16 protein-coding genes and 2 pseudogenes are annotated in these 13,958 nt (G+C 31.2%); all 18 read left to right on the top strand.

Translation table 11 applies throughout. The features are described 5' to 3' along the window. The first annotated feature begins 59 nt into the window (after positions 1–59). The 18 genes and pseudogenes from EHV10_RS03520 (at position 60) to EHV10_RS03440 (ending at position 13,864) form a co-directional block, all read left to right on the top strand. Positions 60–1,049, top strand: a complete 990-nt coding sequence (locus EHV10_RS03520) for a YARHG domain-containing protein (RefSeq protein ID WP_128673426.1) — start codon at positions 60–62, stop codon at positions 1,047–1,049. 96 nt (positions 1,050–1,145) lie between these two features. Then, positions 1,146–1,301 (top strand): hypothetical protein, encoded by a 156-nt coding sequence (locus EHV10_RS14885; protein ID WP_243116055.1) that lies wholly within the window; start codon positions 1,146–1,148, stop codon positions 1,299–1,301. A gap of 496 nt (positions 1,302–1,797) precedes the next feature. Continuing rightward, complete coding sequence (locus EHV10_RS03510) at positions 1,798–2,481, top strand: hypothetical protein (RefSeq protein ID WP_243116054.1); 684 nt, start codon at positions 1,798–1,800, stop codon at positions 2,479–2,481. A gap of 90 nt (positions 2,482–2,571) precedes the next feature. Next, a complete protein-coding gene (locus EHV10_RS14490; protein WP_158609900.1) occupies positions 2,572–2,724 on the top strand; it encodes a hypothetical protein in 153 nt (50 codons plus the stop codon). A 24-nt stretch (positions 2,725–2,748) separates the two neighbouring features. After that, positions 2,749–3,405 (top strand): hypothetical protein, encoded by a 657-nt coding sequence (locus EHV10_RS03505; protein ID WP_128673425.1) that lies wholly within the window; start codon positions 2,749–2,751, stop codon positions 3,403–3,405. Between the two features lie 24 nt (positions 3,406–3,429). After that, on the top strand, positions 3,430–4,086 hold the full coding sequence (locus EHV10_RS03500; protein WP_128673424.1) for a hypothetical protein: 657 nt from the start codon (positions 3,430–3,432) through the stop codon (positions 4,084–4,086). A gap of 24 nt (positions 4,087–4,110) precedes the next feature. After that, positions 4,111–4,812, top strand: a complete 702-nt coding sequence (locus EHV10_RS03495) for a hypothetical protein (RefSeq protein ID WP_128673423.1) — start codon at positions 4,111–4,113, stop codon at positions 4,810–4,812. Positions 4,813–5,015: 203 nt separating this feature from the next. Continuing rightward, a complete protein-coding gene (locus EHV10_RS14880) occupies positions 5,016–5,156 on the top strand; it encodes a hypothetical protein (protein WP_243116053.1) in 141 nt (46 codons plus the stop codon). Positions 5,157–5,198: 42 nt separating this feature from the next. Next, positions 5,199–5,380, top strand: a pseudogene (locus EHV10_RS15355) (hypothetical protein); the annotation flags it as partial. 57 nt (positions 5,381–5,437) lie between these two features. Then, entirely contained in the window at positions 5,438–5,959 is a 522-nt protein-coding gene (locus EHV10_RS03485) for a hypothetical protein (RefSeq protein WP_128673422.1), read from the top strand. Positions 5,960–6,157: 198 nt separating this feature from the next. Further along, entirely contained in the window at positions 6,158–6,433 is a 276-nt protein-coding gene (locus EHV10_RS14870) for a hypothetical protein (RefSeq protein WP_243116052.1), read from the top strand. A gap of 635 nt (positions 6,434–7,068) precedes the next feature. Further along, positions 7,069–8,604: a hypothetical protein gene (locus EHV10_RS03470; RefSeq protein ID WP_128673421.1), complete on the top strand. Its 1,536-nt coding sequence runs from the start codon at positions 7,069–7,071 to the stop codon at positions 8,602–8,604. 20 nt (positions 8,605–8,624) lie between these two features. After that, on the top strand, positions 8,625–8,834 hold the full coding sequence (locus EHV10_RS03465) for a hypothetical protein (protein WP_128673420.1): 210 nt from the start codon (positions 8,625–8,627) through the stop codon (positions 8,832–8,834). A gap of 12 nt (positions 8,835–8,846) precedes the next feature. Further along, positions 8,847–9,515, top strand: coding sequence for a hypothetical protein (locus EHV10_RS03460; protein ID WP_128673419.1), 669 nt, complete (start codon positions 8,847–8,849; stop codon positions 9,513–9,515). 5 nt (positions 9,516–9,520) lie between these two features. Beyond that, positions 9,521–10,192, top strand: coding sequence for a hypothetical protein (locus EHV10_RS03455; RefSeq protein ID WP_128673418.1), 672 nt, complete (start codon positions 9,521–9,523; stop codon positions 10,190–10,192). Between the two features lie 10 nt (positions 10,193–10,202). After that, entirely contained in the window at positions 10,203–10,874 is a 672-nt protein-coding gene (locus tag EHV10_RS03450; protein ID WP_128673417.1) for a hypothetical protein, read from the top strand. Between the two features lie 112 nt (positions 10,875–10,986). Beyond that, positions 10,987–11,211 (top strand): annotated as a pseudogene (locus EHV10_RS03445) (hypothetical protein); the annotation flags it as partial. 481 nt (positions 11,212–11,692) lie between these two features. Continuing rightward, positions 11,693–13,864: a transcriptional regulator gene (locus EHV10_RS03440; RefSeq protein WP_128673416.1), complete on the top strand. Its 2,172-nt coding sequence runs from the start codon at positions 11,693–11,695 to the stop codon at positions 13,862–13,864. Positions 13,865–13,958: the final 94 nt, after the last annotated feature.

Below are 13,958 nucleotides of genomic sequence, written 5' to 3'. Positions count from 1 at the left end.
GAAAGGCATAATTTAGAGATTATAAAGTCACATTTGGAAGAGTTTTAGGAGAAAAGAGTATGAAACATAAATTATTAAGTGTAATTAGCATAAGTTTTATATTACTTCTGTTATTCAATGTTAAAACTGTTGCCATTGAAAATAAAGATAACAATCCTGAAATGACTGATGAAAGAGCTATAGAGATTATAAAAGAGATTGCCGATTTTATGGATTCAGGAGAAAAGATTGGTGATGAGATATCTTGCAGAGAGTCGGATGGATATAATGATTATTACTTTAAAAATAAGGAGGATGAAGAAAAACTATATAAATACCATAGAGATTATATTAAAGATGCAGCCTATGATTATCTGTGTGAAATGTATGATATAAGGTTTTATAGAGGGAGATGTACACAGTCAAGAACATCAAGGAGCAGTTTAAGTAGCTGCTTATACTATAAAATTTATACAGATGGTGAGTTTAGTGTAAAGAGTAGAAGTAAAAAGAGTATATGTGTTCAAATTCAATTTGTAAAAAAGGTAATATTGGCTGAGGATATGCCGGAAATCAGCGATGGTGAGGTGTATTTAGAACTGTGTGAGGATAATAAGTGGAGAATATCTAAAGTTTCTCAATGGTATGATGATTTGGCATACTATGATTTGGGATATATGATGAAGACATTCTTTGACCCGGAATATAGTTTGCTGTCGGACTATGAAAGATTTATAGAAAAATATGGGTATGACTCAAAGGGAAATAGAATAAGTATGTATATAAGTACAGATGATAATGATGAGATATTTCAGGGAAGTGATACTGAGCTTATTAGTGAAGCATCGAATTTAGAAAAGTTGAAAAAACTTTCTAAGCTGGCAGCATGTATGGCTCGTGAAGAGATATATGCAAGACATGGAAAGATATACCCCAAGTTTAGTATAGAATTTAACTACTTTATAAAAAAAATATGGTATGAAGAAAATGAAAATTTCAGTGAGAATAATTTAAATGACATTGAAAAAGAAAATTTAAAGATATTGTCTGAGTATATTGAAAGTTTTTAGCAGGTATTTAGAAGTTGATTCAGGTAAAGTATAGTATAAGATTGCTGTAAGGGAATATTATGATATAGGGGAAGACTGACATTTCTTGATGAGAAATTGGCTGTTGTAGCAAGAGTCAGCAGACTTGAGCATAGAGAAGTGATTAATGAGTATATGTTAATGAAAGAAAGTGATGTAAAGACTAGAGCGTATCAGAATGAAAAACTTATAGGTGCGGCATTATTTACAAAGGTAAGCCAAGTGGAAAATTAGATGGATCGGGATTTAATGGCAGAATAACATATGTATCAGATAACGGTGAAGAGAAAGTTATAGATGAAGATGGCGTATTGTATTTGATGGAATTGTTTAAAAAGTATTAGAGTGATTTTTGTTAAGATATAATTAATATATTTTAGCTAAGGATAAGATATGAATGTGGTTGAGAAAAAGAAACTTAAGGTAATTCTAATGACAATAAATATAGCTTTTTTGTTTTTTTGAAATACAGAAACTAAAGTTATATATTGATGATTTAAAGCATGTAAGTAAAATTGAAAATAAAAGATTTATAAATGTAAATCTTGCATTTGGGATAAACATGAAACTCTTTATTTCAGAATCAATGAAAGGACAAAAAATAAAAAAGTAGGGTATGCCGGAACTGAGCAACCGGCAAGATAATATATGATTATGGAAATGGAAAGTTTAAAACTATTTTAGAACCAGGTACTATATCAGTAAATGTATTATTTTAGGAACTTTTTAAATGGGAATAAAAATGAGTAGTGAGGCAAAAAGAAAATTAAAAAATATAATATGTATATATGTATTTTTTATTCTTTCAGGTATTTTGATATTGGGAGTGCAGAAATTAAAAGCATATATTGAACAAGTGAGATTTGATAGAGAACAAAAGGCTTATAATTTTAGTAGTGAAGGTCTTTTACGATATAGACTTTCAAAATTCGTGTATACAAAATTAGAGTTTACAAACCATAAAGGAGAGGCATTTATAATAGAAGACGAAAATGATATGAAACGTATAGATGCAGAGGAGGAAGAATATATTGCCGGGAAAACGGATAAATTTGGTAGCTATCGTTTTATAGAAGGAGAATACACACAGGAAAGAATAAAGAATTTTAATGACAATATGAAACATATTAGGTTATGGGATTATTCTGAAAAAAAATATGTAACAATAACCGAGAATGAGAAAATGGAAGAGTTCATTGAAGTGAAAAATATAGATGAATTATATGAATATATGATTACTGAAGCTCCTGATGGGATATCAAATATAGGGAAGCTGGACATAATTGGTTATGACGGAACCAATCAGCCTACAAAGATTATATATGATTATGGAAATGGGGAGAGTCATATTATAACAGAGTCAGGTACTTTATCACTTGGGATATTATTTGAGAATTATCTTAAAGATATATAGTGATATTTTGTGGTATTGTTACATCCTGTAATATAAAAAGTAAAGGTGATGTTAACTATATGACTCTATGTTTGCAAGCATGTAAAGATATTGGAAACGATGGTTACAGCAGGTAATCTTTATGGGAAACAAGGAGATAAGTCGGTAGTGGATTTGACCACTAAAATGGCAATCAATGGAGAAGAAAAAATCATAGATGAATATGAGGTATTGTATTTGGGAGATCTATTCAAAAAGTATTAAAGCAGTTTTGGCTAAGGAGAATATATGAATGTGGTTGAGAAAAATAAACTTAAGGTAATCCTAGTAATTACAAGTATATTGACTTTAGTGTTTATAGTGATAGTTGGCATAGAGTATTTGGATGAAAAAAGAAGAGATAGAGCACTTAAATACTATAATGAAATATCTACTACAGTAATTTTGGCAGGTACACTGGGAATGGACTTGGAATGCAGTGATAATAAAGGGAATACTTGGGTTATAAATGGGAGTGATATAAGTTTACTTGACATAGTTACTAAGGATATTACAGATTATATATCAGGGGAGAAGCAGAGTCTTTACAACTACAAAATTATAAAAAATGAATATATACAGAAATATATAGATAATTTTAATGACAATATGAAACATATAAGAATAAGTGGAGAGAACGGAGCAGGAATTCCTATCCCACCAAAGACTATATCTGAGGGAGAGGGAATGGAGGAGTTTCAAGAAATAAAGAGTTTAGATGAACTGACAACATATATGCACAAATTAACAAAAAATGGTGAATATTATCTGTATGCTCTTTATGTGGTTGGATTAGACGGAACGGGATTTAGTGGTAGAATAACATATGAATCAGATAATGGAGAAGAAAAAATCATAGATGAATATGGTGTATTGTATTTAGGAGATCTATTCAAAAAGTATTAAAGCAGTTTTGGCTAAGGAGAATATATGAATGTGGTTGAGAAAAATAAACTTAAGGTAATCCTAGTAATTACAAGTATATTGACTTTAGTGTTTATAGTGATAGTTGGCATAGAGTATTTGGATGAAAAAAGAAGAGATAGAGCACTTAAATACTATAATGAAATATCTACTACAGTAATTTTGGCAGGTACACTGGGAATGGACTTGGAATGCAGTGATAATAAAGGGAATACTTGGGTTATAAATGGGAGTGATATAAGTTTACTTGACATAGTTACTAAGGATATTACAGATTATATATCAGGGGAGAAGCAGAGTCTTTACAACTACAAAATTATAAAAAATGAATATATACAGAAATATATAGATAATTTTAATGACAATATGAAGCATATAAGAATAAGTGGAGAGAACGGAGCAGGAATTCCTATCCCACCAAAGACTATATCTGAGGGAGAGGGAATGGAGGAGTTTCAAGAAATAAAGAGTTTAGATGAACTGACAACATATATGCACAAATTAACAAAAAATGGTGAATATTATCTGTATGCTCTTTATGTGGTTGGATTAGACGGAACGGGATTTAGTGGTAGAATAACATATGAATCAGATAATGGAGAAGAAAAAATCATAGATGAATATGGTGTATTGTATTTAGGAGATCTATTCCAAAAGTATTAAAGCAGTTTTGGCTAAGGAGAATATATGAATGTGGTTGAGAAAAATAAACTTAAGGTAATCCTAGTAATTACAAGTATATTGACTTTAGTGTTTATAGTGATAGTTGGCATAGAGTATTTGGATGAAAAAAGAAGAGATAGAGCACTTAAATACTATGAAGAAATAGCTATTACAGTAACTTTGGCAGATATGCTGGAAATGGAATTGGAATGCAGTGATAATACAGGGAAAAGTTGGATAATTACGAATCAGAATGAAAGCTTTACCGATATAGTCAGCCAAGATATTGCAGAATATATATCAGGGAAGAAACGTAGCCTTTATAACTACAAAATCATAGAAAATGAAAATATGCAGAAATATATAGATAATTTTAATGACAATATGAAACATATAAGGATAAGTGGAGAGAACGGAGCAGGAATTCCTATCCCACCAAAGACTATATCTGAGGGAGAGGGAATGGAGGAGTTTAAAGAGATAAAGAATTTGGAGGAACTCATAGCATACATGCACAAACTAACAAAAAATGGTGAATATTATCTGTATGCTCTTTCAGTAATAGGATTAGATGGTTCAGGCTTAAATGGGAGGATAACATTTGATATGGGTGATGGAACAGAAAATGTTATACATGAGAGTGGAACAATAGGTATTAGAGAATTATTTACTATGACATATAGAACCTATGAATATCAGAGAGATGTAAAAGTTGGAGGTGAATGAAAATTTTGAAAAAAGTTAATAGCAATTATCTCTGTAACATAAATATTGACATTACTCTTCATAGTAATCGTTAACTTAGAGTATTGTAATAAAAGAAGAGAAAGAGCACTTAAATACTATAAAGAAATATCTACCACAGTCATTTTGGTAGATATGGAAATGGATTTGGAATGCAGTAACAATATTATCAACCGGAAGATAAAATGGATGCATGTGATAACTATAAAAAGAATTATAAAGGAAAAACAGATGTAAAAGCAAGAAAAGAGGGATATGCAACACAGGATACCACATCGAAGGGTGAAGATGTGGTGAAACGAAAATGGGGTGAAAGTTACAGCTAAAGTATAAGTGTTATTGATGCCAAGGATACTATTCAGAGATTGAAGAACTTTAACGACAATATGATGCATATAAGAATAAGTGGAGAGAGCGGAGCTGGAATTCCTATACCACCAAAGAATATGTCTGAGGGAGAGGAATGGAAAAGTTACAAGAAATAAAGAATTTAGAGGAGCTAATAGCCTATATGAACAAATTAACTACAAATAAAGAATATTATCTGTACTATGGAACACCGGATGAATTTGAAAAAACCTGGAATTAATAGAGGATAGAGATTGGCATGAAGAGTAATATTAAAGTTCTAAGTTTATTTTTTGTATTATGTATATTAATAACAGGATGTATGGACTCCTCATTAAAAAAAATAAATATCGATAATATAAATAGTGATATAAGTGGATTTTATCAAAAGTTTTCGGCTGATTATTTAGATGAAGAGATAACAGTTGTTAATAAAGATATAATAGGCCGGGATGGGGAAGTAGTAGAATATATTGATGCAAATAATAAGGTGTCAAGATGTACTGTAATAATTTACGGAGAAAATGAAAAATCGACTTCAGAATATTATTTTATAGATGGTTATATATATGTAACGACATTAAAAGAATACTATACATATCCTATATATTATTCATATAATAGGCCGATAGATATAATGTACAGAACATTTGATGAGGCAGTTATTTATGATGGCATGATTTATGAGCTTGTAAATGGAGAATTTATTAAAAAAAATATAGAAGATATAAAAATACCTTATACATCATTACAGGAGATAAATGAAGCAACAGGTGAGTGAGGTGAGAAAAGTGCAATGCATGTAAAGAGGAGGGAAGAGTACGGTAATATAGAAGACAAATGAATTTGTAATTATGTTACCTGAACTTATAGGGACTAAGTACATATCTGAAAAAAACCGGATATTATATATACAAGTCTTGATGGAAGCGTAAATTTTTCATTTAATTTATTAGTAACTTCATCGGGTGAAAAGGATATGAGTTATGCCATAAATATGTTAAAAACAATGATAAAAAATATGAATCCGGCATATATCTTTTTTGAAGATAAAACAATTGAAAGTGCTGCAGGTAACAGTATAAGTTTAATACAATTTAAAAGCTATGGAATTGATGAAGCTGCTTATAACATAATATATCTAGTCAGCATAGATAAATATATTATTCAGGGAGCATTTAACTGTAAGTATAATGATATGGATGAGTGGAAAAGAGCAGCTCTTGAAATAATAAAGTCAATAAAGTTAGAATAAAGAAATGATAGCTTGAATCGTGGTAGTATAAAATTATATATCAATTTAATATCTAATAAGTGATTTAAAAATTAAATATAAAAAAGAAGGCGATAGAGAAAACTTGTAACTTTATCGTCTTTTTAGCATATAAAAGTTTATGAATTATAACAGCCTTATACAAGGTTTGTTTGAATATATATATTATAAAAAAGAACAAAAAACAAATGAAAAATAAAATATGATTTGATATAATTAAGATAATATTATGAGCGTGTAAAAATATTTATAAAATAAGAAGTAGAGTGTATAAATAAAAGTTTCTTAAAGCGGCAAAATGACGGGAGATAAATGAGAGGTCTGTAGTATGGTGAACTAAATCCAGACAATGTCGGTAAAACACATTAAAGTATTTTAGAAAAAGCCGGTTTTGTTTGGCATACAAAAGATGCTAAGTATATTCCAAAGAGAGGAGACATATTAGTACAGCATGAACATTATGGAAAAGAGAATGTTAAACATGTTGAGATAGTGGATTCATATGATGGGAAAGAGGATAAAGTTTGGTCATGGGGTAAAGTTTATAAATCATTGCCGGCACTAAGAACAAAATCTGAGTTATATGGCAGGATATCAGGATATTGGAGAATAGAAAAATGAAAAAAATATTTATAGTAATAGCATTCACAAGTGTTTTATTATCTTGTGGTTTTATAAATAGGAAAAAAGTTATAGAACAAACTTCTGTATTTGCAAAAAGCCAATATGAAGAGTGTGGTAATAAGGTGGAGGAATTGTCTGAATTAGATTTTGAAGAGCTTAAATGGCTGATGCAGACTCTGTATGTATCTCATAAAGGTGCATCAAACATTATAGGAAAGGGAGGTGTGCTAGACACTAAGGAAAAGCAGGCAGAGTTTCTTTATACTTTAAACGAAATAGAATATGAACATATCTTTAAAGATAGTTTGGGAGGATATGTTATTTTTGAAAATGATAAAAAACTTATAGACCGTAAGAATGCAGAGATTATACTGAAAATGGCGGGAGCTTCCAGAACTAAGGATGTATGGCAGTATCTCTCTCAAAATTACAGCTATGATATGAAATCTGAAGATATATTTACAATGCCAATGTATAGAAGAGAAGGAAGTGATTACTTTATAGAATTTAGAGACTGGAAATTTATAGGGGGAGAAGATGGAAAACTTACAGTAAGATATAAAATATATAAACCCATTTTTCATAGGGATATAGAGTATGTGGAGGTTAGGCTTCATAAGGATGAGAAAAGTGTATTTGGTGGGTATAGTGCAGACTACATGATGGCTACTCCTATAGAGCTTGAAGAAACAGCTTATGAAAAAGAGGAGTTTTTTCAAGGAAATACTTGGGGTGAGTACAGAAAGCCTCTTACTATGGGAGATTCTATAGACGATTATATTTTCAGACTGGATGGTTCTTTATATCAAATGCCTTTTCCGTTAGATGAACTCACATCAAAAGGATGGGAATATACTGAAAATTTGAAAAAGGATGAAGAAAGGGATGAAATCACCCTTAAGAAGGGAGGCAAGGAAATATATTGTATTGTATGGTATTGCCAAATAAGAGATGATCCCAAATGGTATGTTGTAAGCTTAAAGACAGGTTTTGGAGAAGAGATTTCTGATGTTGATTTTGAACTTTTTGGAAATCGTAAGAGAGGAGACTATGCTTATGGATATGGAGTTCATGGAATATATGGATTTAGGGATCCCCTATATTTAGAAGCTGGGATTGGTGTCTATACAGGCACATGTAGTGATAAAACAATAGAAGGTTTTACTATGACGTATGCTCCCAAATACATGGACAGAATAGAACGATTAAATGAAATTGCCACAGATGTAAAGGGTGAAGTAAACCTTACGGGAAAGGGAAATACTGAACTTGAGCGAGATATTTCCTACAAACTTTCTATGTATGATGAGCCTCTGTATGTGCAAGTAAAGAGCCTTGATAAGGTCGGCTGGACTAAAGATATGAATATAATATGGGTAAAGAAGGGTGAGCAAGAAGAGATTATAGGATATATAGAATACGGCAAGGATTTTACTTTATGTATAGATGATAACAATAATATTAAAATTAAAGTAGTTCGTATGGAAGACAGTTCAAATGATGAACCTGAAGTTTTGAACATACAATAAGGTGAAAAAAGAAGAAATTTTTGGTAAAAGATAAATACATTGAACAAACGGAAGATAAAATGGATGCAGGGGACACTTATAAAAATAATTATAATGGAAAAACAGATACAAAAGCAAAAAAGGAAGGGTATTCAACCCCGGATACAATATTTAAAGATAGAAATATGGTTAAACAAAAATTAGGACAATGGTACTATATCAGTAAATGCATTATTTTAGGAACTTTTTAAAGGGGAATAAAAATGAGTAGTGAGGCAAAAAGAAAATTAAGAAATATAATATGTATATATTTATTTTTTATTCTTGCAGGTATTTTGATATTGGGAGTGCAGAAATTAAAAGCATATATTGAACAAGTGAGATTTGATAGAGAACAAAAGGCTTATAATTTTAGTAGTGAAGGTCTTTTACGATATAGACTTTCAAAATTCGTGTATGCAAAATTAGAGTTTACAAATCATAAAGGTGAGGTATTTATAATAGAAGAGGACAATGATATGAAACGTATAGATGCAGATGAGGAAGAATATATTGCCGGGAAAACGGATAAATTTGGTAGCTATCGTTTTATAGAAGGAGAATACACACAGGAAAGAATAAAGAATTTTAATGACAATATGAAACATATTAAGTTATGGAATTATGCTGAAGAAAAATATAAAACAATAGCTGAAACTGAAAGAATAATGGAGTTCACTGAGGTGAAAAATATAAATGAATTGTGGGAATATTTAAGTCATGAAAAGGTTGAGGGGTTATCTAATATGGGAGTATTAGATACGATAGGATATGATGGGACTGAACAACCGGCAAAGATTATATATGATTATGGAAATGGAGAAGAGAAGATTTTAGAAGAAAATGATGTAATGGGAATATTAGACTTGTTTAAAGATAACTCCTTGAGGTAGATGATATGGTTAGAATAAAGAGAGGGTTGAAGTTTAGGTGGATTTTATGCTTCATAATATTTTCCTTAGCATTATTAATATATGGAAATTATTTACTTAAAGAAAGAGCTAAAAAATTGGAAGATATGAGAAAAAAAGAATCATTAGAATTTATGGAAGATGGCTGGAAAAAATACAGAATGATGTTGTATGCCGGTGCAAACATGGAGTATACAGATAGTGAAGGAAATATCAGAATAATAGAAACTGAACCCGTGCTTTTAGATATATATGATGAAGTTATAAAACCTTATATTTTAGGTGATTTATCTACACTTGGCTCCTTCCAAATAACTGAGGGTGAAGAAACACCAGAACTGATACGAAATTTTAATGATAATATGGAACATATAAAGATAAGGAGTGCACATGAGAATAGATATATAACGATTGCTGAGAATGAGGGGTTTGAAGAATTTGAGGATATAAATAGTTTTGAAGAACTGTGGGAGTATATGAATAAGCGAAATGATGAAGGAGTTATATATATAAATGAACTTGACATAGTTGGGTATGACAGAACAGCACAAGATGCAAGGTTTATATATGATTATGGAGATGGGAAAATCAAAAAACTTTCAATTAATATAGTTAGTTTATTAAGTTTATTTAGAGAAAAGTATAAAGATTGGTCATAAGGAGAAGCTTGTGGTTAGAATAAAGAGTAGGCTGAAGTTCAGGTGGATTTTATGCTTCATAATATTTTTCATAGTATTATTGATATATGGAAATCATTTACTTAAAGAAAGAGCTAAAAAATTGGAAGACATGAGAATGATAGAGGCATTCGATTTTATGGAAGATGGCTGGAAGAAATACAGAATGATGAAGTATGCAGGTGCAAATATGGAGTATACCGATAGTAAAGGAAATATCAAAGTAATAGAAACAGAACCTGTGCTTTTAGATGTATTTGATGAAGCTATAGATCCATATATTTTAGGTAAGACACCTTCCCTCGGCTACTTTCGGATAACTGAAGGTAAAAGAACATCAGAATTTATACAAAACTTCAATGATAATATGTCGCACTTAAAGATATGGAATAATCGTGAGGGCAGATATATGACTATTTCTGAGAATGAGGGATTGGAAGAGTTTAAAGATATAAATAGTTTTGAAGAACTGTGGGAATATATGAATAAGCGAAATGATGAAGGAGTTAAATATATAAATGAACTTGATATAGTTGGACATGACAGAACAGGTCAACCCGGAAAGTTTATATATGATTATGGTAATGGAGAGAGTAAAGAAATATCAGAGAATGTGATTACTTTATTTGAATTATTTAAGGATAAGTATAAAGATTGGTCATAAGGAGAAGCTTATGGTTCAGATAAGGAGTAGACTAAAGTTTAGGTGGATTTTATGCCTAGTAATACTTTCCTTGGTATTATTGATATAAGGAAATCATCTACTTAAAGAAAGAATAAAAAAATTGGAAGACATGAGAAGGACAGAAGCAGTCGAATTTACGGAAGATGGCTGGAAAAAATACAGAATGATGTTGTATGCCGGTGCAAATATGGAGTATACAGATAGTAAAGGAAATATCAGAATAATAGAAACTGAACCGATACTGCTGGATATATATGATGAAGTTACAAAGCCCTATATTTTAGGTGATTTACCTACCCTTGGCTCCTTTCAAATATAGGTCATATTTTTTTAATCAAATTAAAGATATAATAAGCATCATATATGCCTAAAATTTTAGCTAAGTAGTTCATATGAACACCTCCTCCAAGTGTAATTGTCATGAACCGGGAACTTGGAGGTTTTTTATTTATAGTAATAAAAAATGTTGAGATTGGCAAATGCCAAACCCCAACATTAATTATACAACCGACAATACAAGGTGTTTTGGCCTTGCCGCTTTGTCAGGATATTTTTAACTCCGGAAAATAAATTTTATATTATTAGTATTGAAAATATAGTTTTCATATGATAATATTAAACCAGTAAGAAAAGTGTGAAGAAAAATATATAAAATGCAAATATTAGAAAATGTGGACGTAAAGTCTTGCGCTTGATGTGATATTATAGGAGAAAATGAGGGGTATTTTTGTGCATTTTTAAGAAGGTAGTATTAGGTGCAAGTAAAAAACTTAATATTTTTTAAAGGAGACGCAAGGATGGCAGAGAGTATTATAAGGCAAACGAATCGTACTTTATTGATTGAAGAGATTAATCCGGAGAAACTGAACTTACTCACTTTAGTAGGTGATGTAAGAGGGTTGGATAGTCTAAGTGATGATAAAGTAAAGGAAATCAATGAAGCACTTTTGGTTAAAGATTTTGATGAGTTTTTAGAAAAGTTTGACCCTACAGTATACTCTTTTTTTAATGCATCAACGGGGAAAATTGTATATTCAAAAGAGAAACCTGCAGGTGTTCCGGAGAATATGCTAAGCATAGTTCATCTAAATGCACATAATGATTTTTTGAAAATGCTTATGACCTTGGTGGAGACAAAAAGAAGTCAGGGAATTATAAATGCAGATTTTAAATTTGAAAAGCTTACAGAGATGATTTCACCGTCAAAAGTAATGGATGATATCAAGCAGGTTAGAAAAGAACTTCAGTATACATATGCAGAGTATGCAAAGCTTGAAGACGGAGACCCTCATAAGCTTGATCTCGGGGATAAACTTAATTCAATGTTTGAAGAGGCAAGTGCAAATTATCAAAACCTTATGGCTATGATTCCGTTGGCAATTTCCGATATAAAAACAAGACTTTTATTGGGGGAATCAGAAGAGTCAAAGAGTAATGACGCATTAACATTAGGGCTTCTAACAATGTCTTCTGAGGGAGAACTTACAGTAATTGAAGCACCGAAAGTGGAAGAGAGCAGACTTGTTCTTGCAGATGATAACTCAAATGCCGGCTTGATAGAAGCCCTTGAGGAGGATTATGATGCACTTAATGCTGAGGGTAACAGCTATGTAAAGCAGCTGGTAGTAAGAACATTTTGTCCTTTAAATTCAACTATGCAAAGTCAGATAGATGTCAAAAAAGAAGTGGCAAACTATAATACATATCTTGAATTTTATAAGAATGCAAAGGATGATTTTATAAAAGTTGTAAAACCTTTAGTTGAAAAAATTTTAGGTGTATGGGCATTTTTTGAGCAGTATCCAAAGCAGGTAAAAGGTATGAAACCGACACTGCTTATTGCAAATGTAAAAAATGAAGTTATGGCAAACAGTTTAAATGTACCAAAACTTTGTGCATATCTGAATACAGTGAATGAAAAAAATGATTACAGTAATACTGTATGGTATGCAATTGTTGCAGGTGTGTCTTTAGATGAAAAATCAAAGATGAATGTAACAAGAGAGAGGTTTAAAGGTAATAAAGACAGTGTAAAATCAGAGAATATAAGCGTTGAATCATTGGCAAGGATTGCGGATGCACTAAAGGACTATGGTGTACAGTGTTTTTATTCATATGAAACCGGAGATAAGACAACATTTAACAGTATGGCAATGACCGGTGTAGGATTTTTTGATGATAGATGTTCAGGTCTTAGCGGAAAGCCTTATTCAGAATATTTGATTCCATGTGTGCCTAACTTTACCATTATTCCAAAGGATAAGTCGGGGGTAAAGCTTGAAAGCAAGATGATAATCAATGAAAACGAGGCGGCAGAACTTTCTAAGGCGAAAGAAGATATTATGAAACTCTGGATAGATGGAGTATATATAGGCGCAGCTTATGTGGCGGCCGGATTTGTGGCAAGTTATCAGTCTCCGGAGTATTTAAAAGAGTACTTTAAAAAAGATGTTGATACTGATTTACCGGGAGTGAGATTTGATATTGAGGCTAAGAACAATTCACTTAAGGTACATACTACAATGTCTAAAGAGATAACCGGGTTTACTAATAGTGTTAAAGATGATATTAACAAAAGAGGATTCGGATTTGTATTTTCTTCTGAGAATGCGGTATTAGATGGAGAAAATATCAGCCATATAATGGTTTACAAAGCAAGAAATTTAAAACTGTCGGGTGGAAGTTATGAGCCGATTTATAAAACACAAACAGCTAATTATATTGAAAGAATTTTAAGACATGCAACAGGTGACTTCAAATCAGAGAATATAGGTAAGTTTTTCTCTAATAATCCTTCAAGTCAAAAGAGTGTTTGGCTTTCAAAGAGGTCAAATATTAATGCTATACTTGGTGCAGGTGATGATATTACCTATGAAGCGGATGAAACAGCAGGTGTATGCACAATAGAAATAAGCTTCGGTAATGCAATAAAGAGACTTGAAGTACCGTTAAACCGTGCAGGAGAATAAATTACATAAAGTAATATACCTGCAACTTTGTTAGTCGAAAAATATTTTTATAATATTTTAAGAGGTTTTACTATAATAATACTTTTATAGGAGG

The organism is Lachnoanaerobaculum gingivalis (genome assembly GCF_003862475.1).
GTDB lineage: Bacteria > Bacillota > Clostridia > Lachnospirales > Lachnospiraceae > Lachnoanaerobaculum > Lachnoanaerobaculum gingivalis.
The sequence above is the reverse complement of the archived record's forward strand: the minus strand, read 5'-3'. Positions and strand labels throughout refer to the sequence as shown.

Bases quoted from the DNA above. Each gene is read 5' to 3' on its own strand.
- EHV10_RS03485 (WP_128673422.1), top strand. From the start codon at position 5,438: ATGAAGAGTAATATTAAAGTTCTAAGTTTATTTTTTGTATTATGTATA.
- EHV10_RS03520 (WP_128673426.1), top strand. From the start codon at position 60: ATGAAACATAAATTATTAAGTGTAATTAGCATAAGTTTTATATTACTT.
- EHV10_RS03440 (WP_128673416.1), top strand. From the start codon at position 11,693: ATGGCAGAGAGTATTATAAGGCAAACGAATCGTACTTTATTGATTGAA.
- EHV10_RS03510 (WP_243116054.1), top strand. From the start codon at position 1,798: ATGGGAATAAAAATGAGTAGTGAGGCAAAAAGAAAATTAAAAAATATA.
- EHV10_RS14870 (WP_243116052.1), top strand. From the start codon at position 6,158: ATGAGTTATGCCATAAATATGTTAAAAACAATGATAAAAAATATGAAT.
- EHV10_RS03460 (WP_128673419.1), top strand. From the start codon at position 8,847: ATGAGTAGTGAGGCAAAAAGAAAATTAAGAAATATAATATGTATATAT.
- EHV10_RS03500 (WP_128673424.1), top strand. From the start codon at position 3,430: ATGAATGTGGTTGAGAAAAATAAACTTAAGGTAATCCTAGTAATTACA.
- EHV10_RS14880 (WP_243116053.1), top strand. From the start codon at position 5,016: ATGGATGCATGTGATAACTATAAAAAGAATTATAAAGGAAAAACAGAT.
- EHV10_RS03505 (WP_128673425.1), top strand. From the start codon at position 2,749: ATGAATGTGGTTGAGAAAAATAAACTTAAGGTAATCCTAGTAATTACA.
- EHV10_RS03455 (WP_128673418.1), top strand. From the start codon at position 9,521: ATGGTTAGAATAAAGAGAGGGTTGAAGTTTAGGTGGATTTTATGCTTC.
- EHV10_RS03495 (WP_128673423.1), top strand. From the start codon at position 4,111: ATGAATGTGGTTGAGAAAAATAAACTTAAGGTAATCCTAGTAATTACA.
- EHV10_RS03470 (WP_128673421.1), top strand. From the start codon at position 7,069: ATGAAAAAAATATTTATAGTAATAGCATTCACAAGTGTTTTATTATCT.